A 19,445-nucleotide genomic window follows, 5' to 3' on the forward strand; every position below is an offset into this window, starting at 1 on the left:
GCCTGTTTCTTCAGGCGCAGGCAACTCGGTTTCGTCCGCCGTGCTTGGCCTCGTAGAGTGCGCGATCGGCGCGTGCCAGCACGGCTTCGGTGGATTCTTGGAGCGTCATGGTGGTGACGCCGGCGGACAGCGTCACCATCATGCTGGGCGAGAACGCGCTCCAGTCGAGATCGGCGACGATCATGCGAAGCCGGTCGAGGATCAAGCGGGCTTCGTCGTCGGAGGTGTTCGGCAGCAGCAGCAGGAATTCTTCACCGCCGTAGCGGCCGAACCGGTCGAAGCTGCGGATGTTGGCGAAGATCGTGATAGCGAAAGTGCGCAGCACCTCGTCGCCGATCGGATGACCAAACGTGTCATTGATGCGCTTGAACCAGTCGAGGTCGATCAGCGCCAGCGACAGCGACTCACAGTGGCGCGCTGCGCGCTCGATCTCGTTGTCGAGGTGCCGCATGATGCAGCGGCGGTTATAGGCCCCGGTGAGCTCGTCGAGCTCGGCGAGCTCCTCGATCCGCTGATAGGCCTCGCGGAGCTGGGCGCCGCGCTTGTACAGCGAGTCGCGCAGCGCCTTGGAAAACACCCCGATGAAGGTGCACCGTCCGACCGTCAGCACCAGCGCCAGCAGGGTGGCGAGCCGTTCGAGCGAATTGTCGTGCGGCATCCCGATCGGCAGATCGGTGAGCAGGAACAGCGGCACCAGCGCGCACAGCAGCGCGGACCACAGGATCAGTGCCTGCCGGCGATCGGCGCGCAGCGAAGCGAAGCCGAACACCACGAACAGTTCGAACAGAAAGAAGGCGCCGATCTGCGGCGCCCACACCGTGAAGCCGATGATCAGCGCCAGCGTCGTGACGGCGATCGGCACCGTCAGATAGTGGTCGGAGAAGCGATCGTTGAACCCGGATTCCGACAGCGCGAACAAAATGCCGCCGACCAGGGCGCCGGAAACGGCGAATGCCACCACCACGATCGACGGGATCGTGCCGGCCTGGACGTAGATCAGCAGGATCGCCGCATCGATCATGAAGCTGGCGGCGATCAGGTCCAGCATGTGCCGGCGCTGACGCATCCGTCGGCCACGGACGGCAAGGGTGCGCGCGTCTTCTGCCCTGGCGTCTTCAGCCCTGGTTTGAGGGTCGGGCAGGGTGCCCGACAGCGCGGCAGTTGGTCCCATCGTCCGCCCGGTCGATTTTGCTCTTCGGGAACCTACTGGGAAAAGCCTTTCGTTTTGGTATCTGCCAGTTGCTCGCAAGGGTTGATGGAAGCCGCCAGCTGGTTGATCCCAGCGGCTTTTGCACGGGATTTCCCGGACAGCCAAGGCGACCTGCCAGGATTGAGCTGTGAATATGTCGCGCAAACCGCATCTCGGCTTGGTAACCTTCGGCCAACATGGCGCGGCGACTCACGCTGCCCGCGGAGGTGGGCTGGCGGAGCGATCTTGCTGGGTTAGGCGCCGTTTCGCGCCGGAATCGGGACCTGCGGCCATTCCGAGGATCGAAAATTTGCTTTTATTTATCGAACCTTCTGCGATGTCCGGCCGACCAAATCCAAGAGACGGCCAGTGAGTACCAAGCAGGCAGCCACCGACGACGTCCTGATCGCCAGGATCGCCCAGGGGGACCGGGTCGCGATGCAGGTCCTGTATGGACGGCATCACGTCAAAGTCTTCCGGTTCGGTCTGCGCCTCGTTCGGAACGAACAGATCGCCGAGGATCTTATCAGCGAAGTCTTCCTCGACGTCTGGCGGCAGGCCGGCAAGTTCGAGGGACGGTCTTCGGTTTCAACCTGGCTGTTGGCGATCACGCGGTTCAAGGCGCTGTCGGCGCTGCGACGGCGTAAGGACGCTGAACTGGACGACGAGGCCGCCGCCGCGATCGAGGATCCTTCCGACGATCCGGAGATCGCGGTGCAGAAGAAGGACACGGGCGAAGCTCTGCGGAAGTGCCTGACCTCACTGACGCCCGAGCATCGAGAGATCGTCGATCTGGTGTACTACCATGAGAAATCCATCGAAGAAGTCGCCGAGATCGTCGGAATTCCGGAGAACACGGTGAAAACCCGTCTGTTCTACGCGCGCAAGAAACTCGCCGATCTGCTGCAGGCGGCCGGCGTGCAGCGAGGCTGGCCATGATGGCGATGAGCAACACGATGCCGGATCCCCGGGAGCCGGGCGACGTCGAGGCGCTGCTGCCGTGGTACGCGGCCGGCACGCTGAATGCCCGCGATGCCCGCCGTGTCGCGGATGCGCTCGATCGCGATCCGGCGCTGGCGCGGCAATATGCCGTCATCCTCGAAGAATATGCCTCGACCATCGAGCTCAATGAGAGCCTCGGCGCGCCGTCGTCGCGCGCGATGCAGAAGCTGTTCGCTGCGATCGATGCCGAGCCGGCCCGGGCGCCGGGCGCCGGGCAGGGGCTCGGCGCCCGCTTTGCCGGTTTCTTTTCCGCGTTGTCGCCGAAGGCGCTGGCGTGGTCGGCGTCGGTCGCCGGCCTTGCGCTTCTGCTACAGGCCGGATTGATCGGTGCGCTGCTGACGTGGCCGCATGCGGCTCCGGTGCAGACCGCCGCCTATCAGCCGCAGCGCGAGGTGGCGCGCGCGCCGGCATCGGCTCCAGCTCCCGCGTCGGCTCCGGCTCCCGCGTCGGTTTCGCCGCCCGCCGCCGCGATGGCCGATCGCCCGGCAGAAGCCAGCAAACCGGCGCCGCCGATGGTGATGGCGGAGCGGTCGGGCGGACCGGTGGTGCGGAGCCTTGCGCCGCAATCCGGCCCGCGTGTGCTGGTCAAGTTCGCGCCCGAAGCGCGCGCTTCGGAGATCGCCGCCTTGCTCGACCATTATAATGCCGTGGTGGTCGACAGCTCGCGAGGCGGGCTGTTCCGGCTGCAGTTCGGCACGCAGCCACTTTCGAAGCAGGATCAGGAGAATCTGATCGGCCGGCTGCAAAAGGAGCCGGTCGTCAGCGTGGTGCTGTCGGCTCCCTGATTACTTCGCGCTGCACAAAGCAACTGTCTGGGCGCTGTGGCGGGCACATCTGCTCGCGTCACTGACGGCTGGCGCGGAGCGTCGCTCACTCCATCTTCACAACCTCGCGCGCGAGAAAAAATCTGCAACCGGATTGAACGTGTGCGCGTTGTCCGCTGACCAATCGTTGTGGGAGCGGACACCACCTCCCAAACGAGGCCAGTCGGCGCGAGCGCCCATCCACCCCTGCGCTGATATGGCTTGTGACCCGCCCGGTTGTCCCCCCGGGCGGGTCTTTCGTTTTCCGGCCCGATTCGGCGGCCAAGCCACTGGGACGCCCTCCAAATACCCGCAGTATTACGAGGTTGGGCCGCGGCGGAGCTCCAAGTTACCGCTGCGCTGGACATGGTAAATTTTTGTTAACAACATTGTTCGTAAGCTTTGCGTCGATTCGTAAGTTGCGTCGCGTTCCTTTTTCCTCTCCTGGCGGACCGACCATGGAACAGACCGACGCAGAGCGTGGGCGTGCGCTCGTCCAGCGCTGGTGCTTGCTCGCAGAACAGCGGCTCGACTATCTCACCGAGCTGTTCGAAACCGGCCGTTGGCGGCGCTTCTTCGGCGAGCTCGAATTTCTTGAAAACGTCCAGGAAGCCAAGGCCGCCGTCGAATCCTGGCGCGGCTTGTTGAATCGCGAAGCGACTCTCGACAATCGTCCGGTCGATCTGTCCTGGCTCGGCCACAATAAGAAAGTCCAGCCGCGGCTGGCGTTCTACTTCGACGGCGAGGTGGTGAACAGTTCGCCCTCGTACACGCTGCCCCAATCGGCACCCAAGCCTGCCCAGGCGCCGCGCGTCACCGCTCCCGCAAAGCCGGTTAAAGCCGCCGAGCCGGTGCGCGCTCCGATTGCGCCGGAGCCGGCCCCGGCGATTGTCCCCGACGATGTCCCGGTGTGGATGCACGCGCTCGATCCGGCGCGGCTCGAGCAACGCTACTCGCTGCTCCGCAAAGCGGGCTGACGCGCACACCCGCGCTGATTCGCGCAAAGGTGCGCATTCGCGTCATTCATCCACAGCGTGGCCGATGCGACCTTCGTCGTATTGAACCGTCGGCGCCGATGGCGCGGCGCAATCTGCTTCAGTCCACGCTCGGCTTACTAACTTCAACTGTTAGTTCGGTTTTGCGGCGCCGTTTGACATTGATCAAACTTGAACACAGCAGCCGAAGCCGCGATGAGCGCAAACTGGCGCCAATGCGCACCGAATTGCGCCGCTGATATTTAACGGATTGGAACGAATTTCCGCGCACTTATTGCGTGCGAACCGGTTCTCGATTCGCTCATAAGATGAAATCACAGCAGGGGGATTCGCGGCGACGTGCGCGTCCCTGACGTGCTGCGGATCTCTCTTTCATGCGCTGAGTGCAGCCACGCTTTCGCGCGGCCTCGTCGGGAAAGAGATCATGCCTAGTGCTCAATCGTCGCCTGTCCCGCACAGTTCTGCGGGCCTGTTTTCGTTCTTCACCAACCGCAAGATCGGGGTGAAAATCGCCATCGGTTTCGCCGCCGTGCAGGTGCTGATGGCCGTCCTGGCCGTCCTCAACTATTCCAGCTTCGGCAAGGTCGGTGATGCGTTCGCCAAGTTCGATCAGCGCGTCGACGTCGTCGACGCCGTGCGTGACGTCGAACAGGACTTCAATTCGCTTCGCCGTACCGTGCGCGAATACAGCCTCACCGGCGAAGACTTTATGATCGCCGAAGCCACCAAGCGCCGCACCGAGCTGCAGGATCATATCAAGCAGTCGCTGCAGCAAATTCGCGTCGCCAGCCGCCACGCCGCGATGCTCGACCTCAGCAACAAGGTTGATGCGTACGTCGGCCAATTCGAGGGGCTGACCAGGCTGCGTCAGGATCAGAACCGTTTATCTCTGACCGTGCTGGGGCCGGTCGGGCAGCGGATCGTCGGCAAGCTCGAGCAGTTGCAATCCTCCACGATGAGCGGCGACGGCAACAGCGATCAGGCGCTTCTGGTCGCGCAATCGCTCAAGCAGTTCCTGCTCCTGCGGCTCGGCGCCGCGAAGGTGCTTGGAGTCCGGCTGGAGAAGTCCGCGCAGGCGAGCGCCGAAAAGGCTCTGGCGGATTTTCGCACCTCGTTGTCGACCATGAAGACCGCGCTGACGGCAGACGCCGAGCGCAAGCAGCTCGCCGCGATCGAAGCCGACCTCGCAATCTATGCGGACGGCTTCCAGCAGTCGGTTCGCGACGTCAACGACATCGACGCGGCGATCGCGTCGATGACCAAGGTCGCGGAGGCGTTGGCAGGTGATGCCGCGGCGATCAAGCAGTCCGGTCTGACCGAATCCAAGCAGATCGGCCACCAGACCGAGGCGCTGATCAGCGAAACCCAAACCCAGATCCTGGTCATCACCCTCGGCGCGCTCGCAGTCGGCATTCTGCTCGCCTGGCTGATCGGCCGTGCAGTGTCGGGCCCGATCGTGGCGATGTCCGGCGTGATGAAGGAGCTTGCTGCCGGCAACACCAATGTCGAGATCGTCGGCTCCGGCCGTTTGGACGAGATCGGGCTGATGGCCTGCACGGTCGAAGTGTTCCGCAACAACTCGCGCGAATTCGACCGGTTGAAGGCCGAGCAGGAGGAGGCCGAACGCCGCGTCGCCGCCGAGCACAAGGCGGAGATGAAGCGCCTCGCCGATCATTTCGAAGGTGCGGTCGGCGAGATCATCGACACCGTGACCTCGGCGTCGACCGAACTCGAAGCTTCGGCCGGTACGCTGACCACCACCGCCGAACGTTCGCAGATGCTCGCCGGCTCGGTCGCGGCGGCTTCCGAACAGGCGTCGGCCAACGTGCAGTCGGTGGCCTCGGCCACCGAAGAGATGGCGTCCTCGATCACCGAGATCAGCCGTCAGGTGCAGGAGGCGGCGCGCATCGCCAACGAAGCCGTCGAGCAGGCGCGCAAGACCAACGACCGGATCGGTACGCTCGCCCAGGCGGCGAACCGGATCGGCGACGTGGTCGAGCTGATCAACACCATTGCCGGCCAGACCAACCTGCTCGCACTCAACGCCACGATCGAGGCGGCGCGTGCGGGTGATGCCGGCCGCGGCTTCGCGGTGGTGGCGCAGGAAGTGAAGGCGCTTGCCGAGCAGACCGGCAAGGCGACCGGCGAGATCAGCTCGCAGATCAGCAGCATGCAGTCGGCGACGCAGGAGTCGGTCGGCGCGATCCGCGAGATCGGCGGCACCATCGAGCGGATGTCGGAGATCGCCTCGACCATCGCGTCTGCGGTGGAAGAGCAGGGCGCGGCGACGCAGGAGATCTCGCGCAACGTGCAGCAGGCTGCACGCGGCACCCACGAGGTCTCGTCCAACATCTCCGACGTGCAGCGCGGCGCGACCGAGACCGGTTCGGCCTCGTCGCAGGTGCTGTCCGCCGCACAGTCGCTGTCGCGCGATAGCACGCGCCTGAAGGACGAGGTCGATCGCTTCATGGAGACGGTGCGCGCGGCGTAAGCCGTCACGTTATCGCTAGCAACTTGCAACTGATGTGTCGCGCCCGGGCCTGGTCCCGGGCGCGCGCGTTTGGGTGACCTGTGGTCCAAATGTGACATCTATTCCAAATGTCATGAACTGCGGTACCTCATTACTTCGCCGTATTGTTGCACCTTTGTCGCTGTGATTACTTGCTCCTCGCACAGACTGGGGACGAATGTGCTGAGGGCGTTGTGGAGCGGAGTGAAGGCAAGAGCGTCGGCCGCGCATGCGCGCCGTCCAAGCCGGCCGCTCGCGATTCGCAACGAGTCCGCTTGGTTCGGCGCCGCCTTGCGGATGTCGACCAGTTGGATCGTCACCCTCGCGCTGCTGCTGCAGATCGCGCTGTCGGCGATGCCGGCCGCCAGCGCCGCATCGCTCGACGTTCTTGCCAGCGCCGGCATCTGCCATTCGATCGACACCTCCGCGCCGCCCGAGTCGCAGGATCGGGTGGTGGTGCACTTCAAGTGCATCGCCTGCGTCCTGGTCTGCAGCCTGCCGCCGCCGTCGCTGGTCGTCACCGCGGCGCCGAGTTTGGCCTGGGCGTGGCTGGCCCAGCGCTGGCCTCTCGCCGAGGCTGCTCCGCGTAGCGCGCCGGTCTCCTCACACTCTGCCCGCGGACCTCCGGACGTCGCGTAACCGCACCCGTCGCTGATCGCGCGCTTCTGCGCGGGGGGCGATGCTTTGCCGTTTCGCTGCTGTCACCGTCGCGTCTGCTCGTCGCAGCGCACGGCGCCAGATGTCCTGCGCCAGCCAGACGCTGCGCGCGTTCGATCTTCCGTGAGTTTCGTCATGTCATCCGTTCTGTCCGCCGGCTTGCGCCGGTCATTGCTGCTGTCCACCTCGCTGCTGTCGTTGCCGTGCGCGGCGATCGCGTTCTCGGCCGTCTCGCTCTCGTCGGCGCCGGCTTCGGCCCAAACTGCAAGCAATCTGTCGACCATCGTGGTCGAGCCCGCCAAGCCGCGCGCCAAACCGCGCGTGCGCGCTACCACGCCGTCGCCGCAGCGCGGCCCGGTGATCCGCGATGCTGCGGCGTCACCGCCGCCCGCCGCGCCATCGTCTGAGCCGGTGTCCGCCTCAGCCTCGACGCTGCCGGGCTCGGCTGCGGTGACGCGCAGCCTCGGCACCAGCGACAGCGCCTCGCTGATCACCGACATTCCGGGCGGCGCAGTGTGGGGCGCGGGCGGCGTTTCCAGCCTGCCGGCGCTGAACGGCGTCGGTGCCGATCGCGTGCAGGTGGCGATCAACTCGATGCTGATCAGCCCGGCGTGCCCGAACGAAATGAATCCGCCGCTGTCCTTCGTCAATCCGCAGATGATCGCCAGCATGCGCGCCTATCTGGGCGTCGCGCCGGTCAGCGTCGGCGGCGACTACATCGGCGGCAAGATCGACGTCACCACCGCGCCGCCGCAGTTTGCGACCGGGCCGAGCCTGCTGACCACCGCGACCGTCTCCGGCTTCTATCGCAGCAACGGCAACGCTTACGGCGTTGATGCGCGTGCGACGATCGCCAATCAGGACACCAGCGTCACCTACACCGGCGGCTGGGCCCGCTCCGGCAACTACAAGGCCGGCAACGGCATGACGGTGAAGTCGACGCTGTGGGAGGTGCAGAACCACGCCGTCAGCATTTCGCGGCAGAGCGCCGGCAATCTGTTCACGCTGCAGGTCGGCGGGCAGTTCATCCCGTATCAGGGCTACGTCAACCAGTACATGGACATGGTTTCCAACCGGTCGATGTTCGTCAACGGCCGCTACGACGGCGTGTTTGACTGGGGCAAGCTGGAGACATCTGCGTTCTATCACCGCATCCGGCACACCATGGGCTTCATCGCGCCGGACAAGGTCAGCAACATGCCGATGGACACCCGCGGCACCGACCTCGGCTATAATATCAAGGCGTCAGTGATCGCCTCCGATCACGATCTGATCCGCATCGGCAACGAAACCCATGCGTATCGGCTCGACGATTGGTGGGATCCGGTGCCGGGTTCCGGGATGATGATGTCGCCCAACACCTTCATCAACATCAACGACGGCCGCCGCACCCGGCTCGGCACCTTCGTCGAGTGGGAGCGGCACTGGAACCGGGAATGGACCACGCTGTTCGGCCTGCGTAACGACGTGGTGTGGATGGGCACCGGCAACGTCCAGGGCTACAGCGCGATGTACGCAGCCGATGCGGCGCGTTTCAATGGTCGCGACCGCGATCGCACTGACGTCAATTTCGACGGCTCGGCGCTGATCCGCTACGAACCCAACGCGATCAGCCAATTCGAACTCGGCTTCGCCCGCAAGACTCGGTCGCCGAACCTCTACGAGCGCTACACCTGGTCGAACACCGCGATGGCGATGAAGATGATCGGCTGGTTCGGCGACGGCAACGGCTATGTCGGCAACGTCGACCTCAACCCGGAGAAGGCCCACACGGTGAGCTTCACCGCGGCGTGGCACGATCCGGCGCAGAAGCTGTGGGAGGTTCGAGTCACGCCGTATTACAGCTACGTGCAGGACTACATCGACGTGAACCGCTGCTTCATCGCGGGCAGCTCGACCTGCAATGCGGCGAACCTCACCAAGACCAACGCGTTCGTATTTCTGCAGTTCGCCAACCACGATGCCGAACTCTACGGCGTCAATCTCGACGGCCGGCTGACGGCGTGGGACAATTCGGCTTACGGCCGAGGCGTGCTGCGTGGGCAGTTCGCTTACGTGCACGGCCAGCGCACCGACGGCGTCAACTTGTATCACGTGATGCCGGTCAATGCGAAGCTCGGGCTCGATCACGAGCTCGGCGGCTGGGTCAACGGCATCGAGCTGCAACTGGTCGGCGCCAAGACCCAGATCAGCGAGGTGCACAACGAGACCACGACGTCGGCCTACGCGCTGCTGAACCTCCGCACCGGTTATCGCTGGGAGAACGTGCGGCTGGATGTCGGCGTCGATAACGTTTTCGACAAGTTCTACACGCTGCCACTCGGCGGGGCGGACCTCGTCGATTACCGCGCGGCCTCGATGATGGGCGGATCGTCGCCGATCTGGGGCTATGGCGTGCCGGGCATGGGGCGGTCGTTCAACACCCGCCTGACCGTGTCGTTCTGATCGCGTGTGGGGCCGCTGTCGATTCTGGCAGCGGCCCCATTCGCCGGCCTGGAAGCCTGGTATGACGACGAAGGAGAATAATCGACTACAATCAGGCTGGTGCCGACGTGATTGTATTTTCATCCGGGAGGAGTAGAGATTCGAACTCCACGCAGAGGGAAGTTCATCATGCTCGACCGCCGCAATCTTCTGACCGTTCTGGGGGCCGCGATCTTTGTGGCTTCGCCCGCGCTCGCCGCCGAGGACCATAGCGCCCACATGCATGCTGCGGCCGCCGGCGCTGCGCCGGCCAACGCCAAGCTGATCGAAACCGCGTCCGATTGCGTCAAGACCGGGCAGGCCTGCATCGCGCATTGCCTGCAGTCGTTCGCGGCCGGCGACACCTCGCTCGCGGCCTGCGCCAAGTCGGTCGACCAGATGCTGTCGGTGTGCGCCACGCTGCAGAAGCTCGCATCCCTCGGCTCTCCGAACCTGCCGGCGATGGCCAAGGTGGCGCTGGCGGTGTGCGAGGATTGCGAAAAGGAGTGCCGCAAGCACGCCGATCATCACGCCACCTGCAAGGCTTGCGCGGACGCGTGCAAAGCCTGCGCCGACGCCTGCCGCGCGGTGTGAGATCGCTTGCCGCCGCCACCGAGCCGTGCTTGTGGCGGTGTCGATAAGCGAGCTGGAGAGTTGACGGGCCTGGCTTGCCAGGTCCGGTCCCCGCGCTCGATCAATCGAACGCAACCCCGATCCGTTTCTCTTTTCGCCAGATCACGCGGCTGGCTCGTTTGATCTGATCGCTCGGGACGTAGAGCGTGAAGCGGTCGGGGATGAATAGGGGCGTGACGACATCCAGCGCCGCGCCGGCCTCCGAGATATTCCTGACGCTGCAGTCGATCGCGCCGCCGCCGAACTCGATGGTTGCAGCCTTCAGGACGCGCCGCCGAGGCGTTTTTCTCTGCTCATCCATTCGGCCGTTTGAGCATGAGAATTTTATATTTCTGTGAACGCGTCCCTCAAAAAACGCCCACAGTGCGGCCAGCTACGTACAGCAAAGTACAAAGCCGCCGTTCGCGCGCAGGAAGCCGTCGGGCCGCGTCGTCACCGGGTGGTGTTGTGGCCGAGCGAGACCTGGGTGAACCGCGTCGCGCCCGGCGTCGTCAGATCCGGTGTCACCGGTCTTGCGTGGTCGAGACCGACCACCGCGCCGCGCGGAGTTTCGGCGATGACGTTGCCGGTGATCGTCGCGGTGCCGGCGCCGTCCATCACCGAGACGCCGATGCCGATGAAGCTCTTGCGCACGACGTTTCCGGTGATGGCGACGTCGCGCAAATAGCGCCCCCAGCCGGCAACGATGCCGAACGACGGCGCGTTCTCGATCACGTTGCCTGAAACCGCGGTGTCGGCTTCGACATAGATGCCGATCCCGGCGTCGTCGTCGGGCGCCGTGCCGATCGGTCGCTTCGGCTTGAGGTTGCGGATGATGTTGCCGTGCACTGTGCTGAGCCGGCCGCCCTCGTTGAAGTTGCAGACCGAGACGCCGAGTGCTGCGCCGTCCACGGTGTTGTTGGCGATCACCGCGCCTTCGAACGCGAACTCCGAATACAGCGCGACCTCGCGCACGTTCAGCACGCTGTTGCCGGTGATCTGAATATTCGAAGCCGAGTTGCCGCGCACCGCGGAGTAATCGCAATCCTTGATGCGGTTGCCGCTGATCACCACGTTGCCGGCGCGAAACGCGTTGATGGCGTTGCCGTACTGGCCCGAGCCGCCCGGGCCGGCCTTGATGTTTTCGATCCGGTTGCCGGTGACGAGCGTGCCGTCATCGCCGAGCGAGGTGCGCAAAATCTCGATGCCGTTGTCGTTGGTATCAATGATGGTGTTGCCGTCGACACGCAGCCCCTTGGCGTCGAACGACACGACGCCGGTCACCGCAATCTTGGTCAGCGTGTTGTTGCTGATGGTGCCGGAGCTGGCCTCCAGCCAGATGCCCGAGCCACCGCTGGCGGTGATCGTGCAGTCTTCGATCCGCAGGTCTTGCGCAGCGATACAGTGCACCAGCCCGCGCCGGCTCGGCAGCGGAATTCCGGCGCCGTCGAGCACCAGGCCGGACAGCGTCGCGGTTTCGGCGCCCTGGCTGTCGAACAGGGATGGCCCGCCGGTGAAGATCAGCCGCGTGGCGCCGCGCACGCCGGACAGCTGCGCGCCGGACGGCAGCCGCAGCGTGCCGGTCCGATAATTGCCGGGCGGCAGTGCCAGCGGCACGCGCCGCTCGGCGGCATCGTCGATCGCGCGCTGCAAGGCGGCGGTCTGGTCTTCGCTGCTATCGGGACGAACGCCGGACAGCGCGGCGTCGCGGCCGCGGCGCGAGGTCGGGGCCGCAGCGAGCGGAGACGTGGTCAGCGCCAGGGCGCTGGTCGTCGCAAGGGTCGTGAGGAAGTCGCGGCGGTGCAGGGCCATGGCGCGTGCTCTGTGGGCGAAAACCTAATCCTCACAGCTAACGCAAATTCCGCCGAGGCGCGGGCCAAGGCGGCGGACCGGCGGCATGATGTTTCGCGGTAGGGTTAACCCGGCGCGTGGTCCGGCTCACGCTGGGGCGGTACAAACTGATCACGCCGCGCGGCACGGGCTTCGCGTTCGTTGCGCTCCGGGTCTTCGCCCGGCTCCGGCGCGCAGGCACGGATCTGGTAGCCGTTGTCGAGCACGTGGCGCGGAGCTTCGGTTTCGGTGTCGCCGACCGTATCGATCACCAGCCCGCTCTCCTTGGCGTGCTTCCAGACGTCGGCTGGGGTCGGATAGATCTTGCTGACCCTGGCATCGTCGCAAAACAACGCGTATGGCATCGGTTCCTCCTCGGAGGAGGACAACGCCGGCCGGCACGATGGGTTTCTTTGCGGAGCGATGCGATCTCAGCGGGCCGCAACGCGGCGGGCCTGCCGGGTCAGCCGCACCAGCTCCAGCAGCATCGCTTCGCCGGCATCGACCAGTTGCTCGGCGGTGATGCGGCTTCCCGGCCAGGCGGTGCCGTCACGGCTGAGCAGCGGCACGTGGACGAAGGCGGCGAGCCGAGGGCCCTGTGGGGCTTGCGTCGCTTCGATCCCGCGCCAGCATAGATAGTTGCACAGATAGCGACCCGCGTCGCGCGACAGCCGCGCATCGATCCCGGTGAGCCGTGCGGCGCGGGCCAGCCGCGCGCCATGGGCGCCGAACGTCCGCGCGTCTTCGCCGGGCGCGATCTGGCCATGGCGCAGCGTCACCTTGTCGGCGTCGGGCCACAGCGTGGTGATCGCGTTGCGGGCGCGGGTCTCGATCCGGACGTGTCGGGTCGACGCGGCGAGGCCGAACATCAGCAGCGCATCGGGACGGGACTGTGCGAGGAGCGCCGGCAGGTCGCGATCGACCGCACGGTAGCTGACGTTGAAGATATGCCCGACGCGCGTGACGTCGTCGAATGCCGGCCGCCGCAGCTTGACGAGGCGATCGACCAATTGCGGAGTCGGATTGTAAGGCGCTCCGGGAAACGGCCCGAAGCCGGTGATCAGGATGCGCAGGCCGCTCACCCGATCAGCTCCGCGACCCGATCGGCGCCGAGCGTCGGCGTGATCGAGCCTTCGGCGACGGCGGCCTCGGTGGATTTCACCTTGGCGCGGATCGCCGGGTCGCTGCGCAGCTTCGCCTTCCAGCGATCCTCCAGCAGCGTCCACATCCACTTCACCTGCTGCTCGCGGCGGCGCGCGTCGAATTCGCCCGACGGCGTCGTCGCAGCGCGGTGGTCCAGGATCGCCTGCCACAACTCGGCGATGCCGGTGCCGGTGATCGCCGAATAGGTCTTCACCGGCGGCTGCCAGTTCGGTGAGCGCGGGGTGAGGATATGCAGCGCGGCGCGATACTCGCCGGCGGCGAGATTGGCGCGCTTGATGTTGTCGCCGTCCGCCTTGTTGATCGCGATCATGTCGGCGAGCTCGACCAGGCCCTTCTTGATGCCCTGCAGCTCGTCGCCGGCGCCCGGCAGCATCAGCGCCAGAAAGAAATCGGTCATGTCGCAGACCGCGGTTTCGGATTGGCCGATGCCGACGGTTTCCACCAGCACGACGTCGAAGCCGGCCGCCTCGCACAGCAGCATCGCCTCACGGGTCTTGGCGGCGACGCCTCCCAGCGTGCCGGAGGAGGGCGAGGGACGGATGAAGGCGTCAGGCTCGGCGGACAGCCGCGCCATCCGCGTCTTGTCGCCGAGGATCGAGCCGCCGGTGCGCGCCGAGGATGGATCGACCGCCAGCACCGCGACCTTGTGACCTTGCTCGATCAGATACATGCCGAGCGCGTCGATGGTGGTCGATTTGCCGACGCCGGGCGAGCCGGTGATGCCGACGCGGATCGCGCGGCCGGTTTCGGGCAGCAGCTCCTGCACCAGCGCGCGCGCGGATGCCTGGTGGTCGGCGCGGCGGCTTTCGATCAGGGTGATGGCGCGCGCCAGCGCGGCGCGATGGCCGCTGCGGACCTCGCTGGCGAGATGGGCAATGTCGCCGGTGCGTCGGGCTGAATTCATGGCGCCCATTTACAACGATTGGGCGCCAGGGGCGAGGGGAGTCCGGCGCGGAACGGCCGCGCGCCGATCTCCCTGTTGATGACGCCTCAGGCGACAGGTTTGCCGGCGGCGCTGGCCTCGGCGACCTCGTCGAGCCGGCCGGTTTTCACGTCGTAGATGAAGCCGTAGATCGGGATGTGCTTCGGCACCAGCGGATGGCTGCGGATCCGTGCGACGTCCTCGGTGACGCTCTTGGCGTTGTCCTGGAACGTATGCCAGTGCACGAAATGACCGGCCACCGAGCCGCCGCCGTGCTTCGGATTGCTCCAGTGATGGCCGTCGAAGCTGGCGGTCTCGAGATTGTCCTCGAGCAGATCGGCGATCACCTCGCCGGTGAACAACTGCATCCCGCAATCGCTGTGATGGATCACGAACCATTCCTGGGTGCCGAGCAGCTTGTGGGAGATCACCAGCGAGCGGATTGCGTCGTCGGAGGCGCGGCCGCCGGCGTTGCGGATGACGTGGGCGTCGCCTTCGGCGAGGCCGGCATATTTGGCAGGATCGAGCCGGGCATCCATGCAGGTCAGAATCGCGAAATGCCGTGCCGGCGGCAGCGCCAGATTGGCCTTGTCGGCGAAGTCCTTCGCATACTGATTGTTGGCCGATAACACGGCGTCGTAATTGCCGGCTGGCTTGGTCATCTCGTCCACTCCGCAACATTGCTGACAGATTTCAATTCGCCGCACCGGATCGGTGCAGCGAATGGAAATCGTCAGCAAAAAAGCAGAGTTTGCGCAGAAGCGGCGTTCGTTGTTCGGCGCGGGGCAGAGGAGTTCTGCTGGCAAGCGCGCGCGCCGCAGATGGCCTGTTCTAAACCGCCACGAGACGTACGATGGCCTATTCGGCCTTACGCTCCTGCTTCGGCCGATCGCCACCGAAGATCGCACTGCCGTCGGCCGACAGATAAGGCTTCAGCGCCGTCCACGGCACGAACGCCTCGTATTCACCTTCCGCATAGGCACCGACCGCGTAGGGCGCGTAGTGGAAGGTGAGGCCCGAGCTTTTCCCCGCGGTGGTCGACGGCGCCAGCGTCACCGGCCCGATCTTCAAAAGCTTCGGCTCGATGCTCTTGATGTAGGCGGTGTCCTCTTCATCGGCGCCGCGCTCCTTCTTTTCAGCCTTCAGCGCGGTGACGATGCCGTCGACCATCGCCCGCATCGCCGGGCTGCCGTCGGACAGGTCGGTGAAGAACGGCCGGATGCTGATACGCCTGGTGAGCTGCTTGTCCCACAGGATGGTGTCGATGTCGGTGTTGGGATGGGCGCCACCGGTGTAGCTATAGTCGGTGCGCAGGATCGAGACGTAGCGATCCGCGACCAGCGAATCCGTCGTGTAGCTGCGCTCGTAGGTCCACGGCCCGTTGCGGAACAACTCAGGGTCGCTCTTGAATTCCGGCTCGGCCTCGGTGCGCCGCTCGGCGATCCACTTCTTGCCCTCGGCCAGACAGTTCTCAGCGAGCTTGGCATCAGCCTTGATGCCGGCATCGAGCGTCACCGTGCCGTCGATGGCCTTCGTCTTCACGGCGAAGTCAGGCTTCGGCTTCGCCGGCTCGGCGAGGGCGGGGGAGCCGATTGCCAGACAGGCCAGAATGACGAGTGGGTAAACACGGAAGTGAGATGAGAGCATATCGAGCCTGACCACAGTCGCGAGGAGAAGGGTAAATCGATTACGAATTGGCAGCTCCGATGCGCCGCTCGGCGAAGGAACGCAGAGGAGGGACATGATGATGGATAATGTCCCAGACGATCTCGACGTCGATCGCGTGGTGGGCATGACGCAGCCGATTGGCAAAGTCGGTCATCTTACGCCAGTCTATGTCGATCGCCTCGTGCTTCAGCTCATCCGGGAGTTTGCGTGCTGCCTCGCAGACGATCTCCAGATAACGCTCGGCCGCCATACGGCGCACTTCGTCTTGCGAAAATTCATCGAAGCTGCGTCCTTCGACGAGGCTTAGGACGCGAGACGTCGAGCGCAGAATGTCCAACAGCCTGTCTTCCGTTGAAGGGGGCATTCACAGCACCTCGACAAGATCGTCGGCCATTCGCTCTCTGATACGTGGTGTTAACTCGCTGGGCAGCATGACGTGCGCTGGGATGCCTGTGGCCGCTTCGCAGATGTAGCCGATCTCGAGCGGCGTCTTCCAAGTCAGCTCGGTATCCGGCAGCACTTCCACCAGCACGTCCAGATCACTGTCCGGTCGCGCGTCACCGCGGGCACGCGAGCCGAACACATATAGCTTGGCCACGCCTTCTGCGCGCAATGCATCACCCCTCTCGCGCAATCTGGCGAGGATGGTGTCCAACGGCATGTCGGCGACGGCGGTCATAGTGTCAGTATAGCAGATTGCCTTTGGCGCTGCAGTCACACGGGAAGAATCTCGACGCCGCGCTGTCGCGCCGCTTTTCTCATCTGGCTGTCGAAGGTGAAGAGCGGAAGATTCCTGACTTCGGCCAGTCGGACATAGAGCTCATCGTAATAGGTCAGTCCGGAATCCAGCGCCCTACGGACCGCACCGGCTACTTCGTCAAGTTCCGGAGGTGATTGCGTGATCACCTCGAGAATCTTCAGGTTGTGCAGCGCGTATTCGAGCTTGTCGGAAGGGAGCCGACCACGACGAACGTTCGTGGTAAGCGCATTGCCGATTTCAGCATGCCAATGCGCCGGGACGACGAATTGCTGGTCCGCCAAGCTTTCAAACACCTCATCGTGGGCGAGGTGCTCGCGCTCATCCAGAAACATCGCCAGGGCGGCGGATGCATCCATGACGATCAACGGCGTCCCTCGTTGATCCAGCTCTTGATCTCGTCGTGGGTCGGATTCAGTTTGAGGTCGCGGGCCAAGCTGCGCAAGTTGCGGATCGCCTGACGCCGCCGCGCGATCGCATCGGCCGACAACTCGCTACTCGCCTGAACCAGCCGTGCGACAGGCTTTCCGTGCCGTGTGATTGTCACTTCGGCGCCGTTTTCGACCTCGTCGAGAAGGCTCGACAGGTGGGTCTTCGCTTCGAAAATGCCGACCTGCTTCATGAAGACAAACTAGTCTGGTTAGACTAGTTCGTCAAATCAAGCCGGCATTGTCTTGAAGCCCGCAGCTACTCCGCCGCCTGGCTGGAGTGGCCGAGCCGGGCGTTGAGCTTGTGGATCAGCTCCTCGGCGGCGTCGGCGATCACGGTGCCGGGCGGGAAGATCGCCTCGGCGCCGGACTTGACCAGCGCGTCGTAGTCCTGCGGCGGGACCACGCCGCCGACGATGATCATGATGTCGTCGCGGCCCTGCTTCTTCAGCGCGGCCTTCAGTTCCGGCACCGCGGTGAGATGCGCGGCGGCGAGCGACGACACGCCGAGGATATGGACGTCGTTTTCGACCGCCTGCCGGGCGGCTTCCTCCGGCGTCGCGAACAGCGGCCCGATGTCGACGTCGAAGCCGATGTCGGCGAATGCCGAGGCGATCACCTTCTGGCCGCGGTCGTGGCCGTCCTGGCCGATCTTGGCGACCAGGATACGCGGGCGACGGCCCTCGGCGTCCTCGAACGCGTCGATCAGTGCCTGCACCTTCTCCATCCGGTCCGCCATCGATGCGACCTCCCGCTTGTACACGCCGGTGATCGACTTGATCTCGGCGCGATGCCGGCCATAAACCTTCTCAAGCGCGTCGGAGATTTCGCCGACGGTGGCCTTCTTGCGCGCGGCGTCGATTGCCAGCGCCAACAGGTTGCCGTTGCCTTCCGAAGCCGAGCGCGTCAGCGCCGACAACGCGGCGTCGACGTCGGCCTGGACGCGTTCCTTCTTCAACCGGCCGAGCTTGTCGATCTGCAGCCGGCGCACGGTCGAGTTGTCGACCTTGAGCACGTCGATCGGAGCCTCGTCGGTCGGCTTGTACTTGTTGACGCCGATCACCGACTGCCGGCCGGTGTCGATCCGCGCTTGGGTCTTGGCGGCGGCTTCCTCGATGCGCAGCTTCGGCACGCCGGCTTCGATCGCCTTGGCCATGCCACCGAGCGCTTCGACTTCCTGGATGTGAGCCCAGGCCTTGACGGCGATGTCGTGGGTCAGCCGCTCGACGTAGTACGAGCCACCCCACGGATCGATGATCCGGGTGGTGCCGCTCTCCTGCTGCAGGAACAGCTGGGTGTTACGTGCGATCCGCGCCGAGAAGTCGGTCGGCAGCGCCAGCGCTTCGTCGAGCGCGTTGGTGTGCAGCGATTGGGTGTGGCCCTGAGTGGCCGCCATCGCTTCGATCGTGGTGCGCATCACGTTGTTGAACACATCCTGCGCGGTCAGCGACCAGCCGGAGGTCTGGCAGTGCGTGCGCAGGCTCAGCGACTTCTGCTGCTTCGGGTCGAACTGCGTCAGCAGCTTGGCCCACAGCAAACGAGCCGCGCGCATCTTGGCGACTTCCATGAAGAAGTTCATGCCGATCGCCCAGAAGAACGACAGCCGCGGCGCGAACTTGTCGACGTCGAGACCGGCCGCGATGCCGGCGCGGACGTATTCGACGCCATCGGCGAGCGTGTAGGCGAGCTCGAGGTCCTGCGTCGCGCCGGCTTCCTGCATGTGATAGCCGGAGATCGAAATCGAGTTGAACTTCGGCATCTTCTGCGAGGTGTAGGCGAAGATGTCGGAAATGATCCGCATCGAGGGCACCGGCGGATAGATGTAGGTGTTGCGCACCATGAACTCTTTCAGAATGTCGTTCTGAATGGTGCCCGACAGCTTCTCCGGGGAGACGCCCTGTTCCTCGGCGGCGGCGACGTACAGCGCCAGGATCGGCAGCACCGCGCCGTTCATGGTCATCGACACGCTCATCTGGTCGAGCGGGATGCCGGCGAACAGCGTGCGCATGTCGTAGATCGAGTCGATCGCCACGCCGGCCATGCCGACATCGCCGGCGACGCGCGGATGATCGGAGTCGTAACCGCGGTGAGTGGCGAGGTCGAATGCCACCGACAGGCCCTTCTGACCGGCGGCGAGGTTGCGGCGATAGAATGCGTTGGAGTCTTCAGCGGTCGAGAAGCCGGCGTATTGCCGGATCGTCCACGGCTGGTTGACGTACATGGTCGGGTAGGGGCCGCGCAGGAACGGCGCGACGCCCGGCCAGGTGTCGAGAAAATCGATGCCGGCGACATCCGCCTCGGAGTAGCCCGGCTTGACCAGAATGCCTTCGGGCGTCAGCCACGGCTGGGCCTCACCTGCAGGGGCAGGGGCGACGGTGGGCTGGAATGCGATCTCGGCGAAGTTCGGAATCTTGCTCATTTTTATCTGATCTCACTACAGCCCATC

At 64.9% G+C, this 19,445-nt stretch carries 20 protein-coding genes; 7 read left to right on the forward strand and 13 right to left on the reverse strand.

Annotation, left to right across the window (positions count from 1 at the left end):
- Positions 1 to 10: 10 nt before the first annotated feature.
- Positions 11 to 1,171: a GGDEF domain-containing protein gene (locus RPPS3_RS09110; protein ID WP_107343790.1), complete on the reverse strand. Its 1,161-nt coding sequence runs from the start codon at positions 1,169 to 1,171 to the stop codon at positions 11 to 13.
- Positions 1,172 to 1,558: 387 nt separating this feature from the next.
- Between RPPS3_RS09110 and RPPS3_RS09115 the strand changes: the two genes are divergently transcribed.
- The 7 genes from RPPS3_RS09115 to RPPS3_RS09145 all read left to right on the forward strand — a co-directional run bounded on the left by RPPS3_RS09115 (position 1,559) and on the right by RPPS3_RS09145 (position 10,212).
- Positions 1,559 to 2,128, forward strand: coding sequence for a sigma-70 family RNA polymerase sigma factor (locus RPPS3_RS09115; RefSeq protein ID WP_012495371.1), 570 nt, complete (start codon positions 1,559 to 1,561; stop codon positions 2,126 to 2,128).
- Positions 2,125 to 2,976: a hypothetical protein gene (locus tag RPPS3_RS09120; protein ID WP_107343791.1), complete on the forward strand. Its 852-nt coding sequence runs from the start codon at positions 2,125 to 2,127 to the stop codon at positions 2,974 to 2,976. The genes RPPS3_RS09115 and RPPS3_RS09120 overlap by 4 nt, the downstream gene beginning before the upstream one ends.
- Positions 2,977 to 3,452: 476 nt before the next feature.
- The gene (locus tag RPPS3_RS09125; RefSeq protein WP_107343792.1) at positions 3,453 to 3,971 is read left to right on the forward strand and encodes a TIGR03809 family protein; all 519 of its coding nucleotides are present in this window, start codon (positions 3,453 to 3,455) and stop codon (positions 3,969 to 3,971) included.
- A gap of 442 nt (positions 3,972 to 4,413) precedes the next feature.
- Positions 4,414 to 6,480 (forward strand): methyl-accepting chemotaxis protein, encoded by a 2,067-nt coding sequence (locus tag RPPS3_RS09130; RefSeq protein ID WP_107343793.1) that lies wholly within the window; start codon positions 4,414 to 4,416, stop codon positions 6,478 to 6,480.
- A 315-nt stretch (positions 6,481 to 6,795) separates the two neighbouring features.
- Positions 6,796 to 7,137: a hypothetical protein gene (locus RPPS3_RS09135; protein ID WP_107343794.1), complete on the forward strand. Its 342-nt coding sequence runs from the start codon at positions 6,796 to 6,798 to the stop codon at positions 7,135 to 7,137.
- Positions 7,138 to 7,290: 153 nt separating this feature from the next.
- Entirely contained in the window at positions 7,291 to 9,600 is a 2,310-nt protein-coding gene (locus RPPS3_RS09140; protein WP_107343795.1) for a TonB-dependent receptor, read from the forward strand.
- A 168-nt stretch (positions 9,601 to 9,768) separates the two neighbouring features.
- Entirely contained in the window at positions 9,769 to 10,212 is a 444-nt protein-coding gene (locus RPPS3_RS09145; protein ID WP_107343796.1) for a four-helix bundle copper-binding protein, read from the forward strand.
- A 100-nt stretch (positions 10,213 to 10,312) separates the two neighbouring features.
- Here RPPS3_RS09145 and RPPS3_RS09150 read toward each other — a convergent pair whose 3' ends face one another.
- The 12 genes from RPPS3_RS09150 to scpA form a co-directional block, all read right to left on the reverse strand.
- Entirely contained in the window at positions 10,313 to 10,552 is a 240-nt protein-coding gene (locus RPPS3_RS09150; RefSeq protein WP_107343797.1) for a PilZ domain-containing protein, read from the reverse strand.
- A gap of 131 nt (positions 10,553 to 10,683) precedes the next feature.
- Entirely contained in the window at positions 10,684 to 12,042 is a 1,359-nt protein-coding gene (locus RPPS3_RS09155) for a TIGR03808 family TAT-translocated repetitive protein (protein ID WP_107343798.1), read from the reverse strand.
- Between the two features lie 104 nt (positions 12,043 to 12,146).
- Complete coding sequence (locus tag RPPS3_RS09160) at positions 12,147 to 12,425, reverse strand: hypothetical protein (RefSeq protein ID WP_107346520.1); 279 nt, start codon at positions 12,423 to 12,425, stop codon at positions 12,147 to 12,149.
- Between the two features lie 66 nt (positions 12,426 to 12,491).
- Entirely contained in the window at positions 12,492 to 13,142 is a 651-nt protein-coding gene (locus RPPS3_RS09165; RefSeq protein ID WP_107343799.1) for a pyroglutamyl-peptidase I, read from the reverse strand.
- Entirely contained in the window at positions 13,139 to 14,128 is a 990-nt protein-coding gene (gene meaB, locus RPPS3_RS09170) for a methylmalonyl Co-A mutase-associated GTPase MeaB (RefSeq protein WP_107346521.1), read from the reverse strand. The genes RPPS3_RS09165 and meaB overlap by 4 nt, the downstream gene beginning before the upstream one ends.
- Before the next feature lie 86 nt (positions 14,129 to 14,214).
- Positions 14,215 to 14,808, reverse strand: a complete 594-nt coding sequence (locus RPPS3_RS09175; RefSeq protein ID WP_107346522.1) for a beta-class carbonic anhydrase — start codon at positions 14,806 to 14,808, stop codon at positions 14,215 to 14,217.
- Between the two features lie 196 nt (positions 14,809 to 15,004).
- On the reverse strand, positions 15,005 to 15,793 hold the full coding sequence (locus RPPS3_RS09180) for a DUF3298 and DUF4163 domain-containing protein (protein WP_107343800.1): 789 nt from the start codon (positions 15,791 to 15,793) through the stop codon (positions 15,005 to 15,007).
- A gap of 40 nt (positions 15,794 to 15,833) precedes the next feature.
- Entirely contained in the window at positions 15,834 to 16,151 is a 318-nt protein-coding gene (locus RPPS3_RS09185) for a HepT-like ribonuclease domain-containing protein (protein WP_234820153.1), read from the reverse strand.
- Positions 16,152 to 16,178: 27 nt separating this feature from the next.
- Positions 16,179 to 16,493 carry a nucleotidyltransferase family protein gene (locus RPPS3_RS09190; RefSeq protein WP_107343802.1) on the reverse strand — a complete coding sequence of 105 codons (315 nt, stop codon included), beginning with the start codon at positions 16,491 to 16,493 and terminating at the stop codon, positions 16,179 to 16,181.
- A gap of 35 nt (positions 16,494 to 16,528) precedes the next feature.
- Positions 16,529 to 16,930: a type II toxin-antitoxin system VapC family toxin gene (locus tag RPPS3_RS09195; protein ID WP_234820223.1), complete on the reverse strand. Its 402-nt coding sequence runs from the start codon at positions 16,928 to 16,930 to the stop codon at positions 16,529 to 16,531.
- Positions 16,931 to 16,935: 5 nt separating this feature from the next.
- A complete protein-coding gene (locus RPPS3_RS09200; protein ID WP_107343804.1) occupies positions 16,936 to 17,193 on the reverse strand; it encodes a type II toxin-antitoxin system Phd/YefM family antitoxin in 258 nt (85 codons plus the stop codon).
- Between the two features lie 65 nt (positions 17,194 to 17,258).
- A complete protein-coding gene (gene scpA, locus RPPS3_RS09205; protein ID WP_107343805.1) occupies positions 17,259 to 19,418 on the reverse strand; it encodes a methylmalonyl-CoA mutase in 2,160 nt (719 codons plus the stop codon).
- Positions 19,419 to 19,445 lie beyond the last annotated feature (27 nt).

This window comes from Rhodopseudomonas palustris (assembly GCF_003031265.1).
Taxonomy (GTDB): domain Bacteria; phylum Pseudomonadota; class Alphaproteobacteria; order Rhizobiales; family Xanthobacteraceae; genus Rhodopseudomonas; species Rhodopseudomonas palustris_H.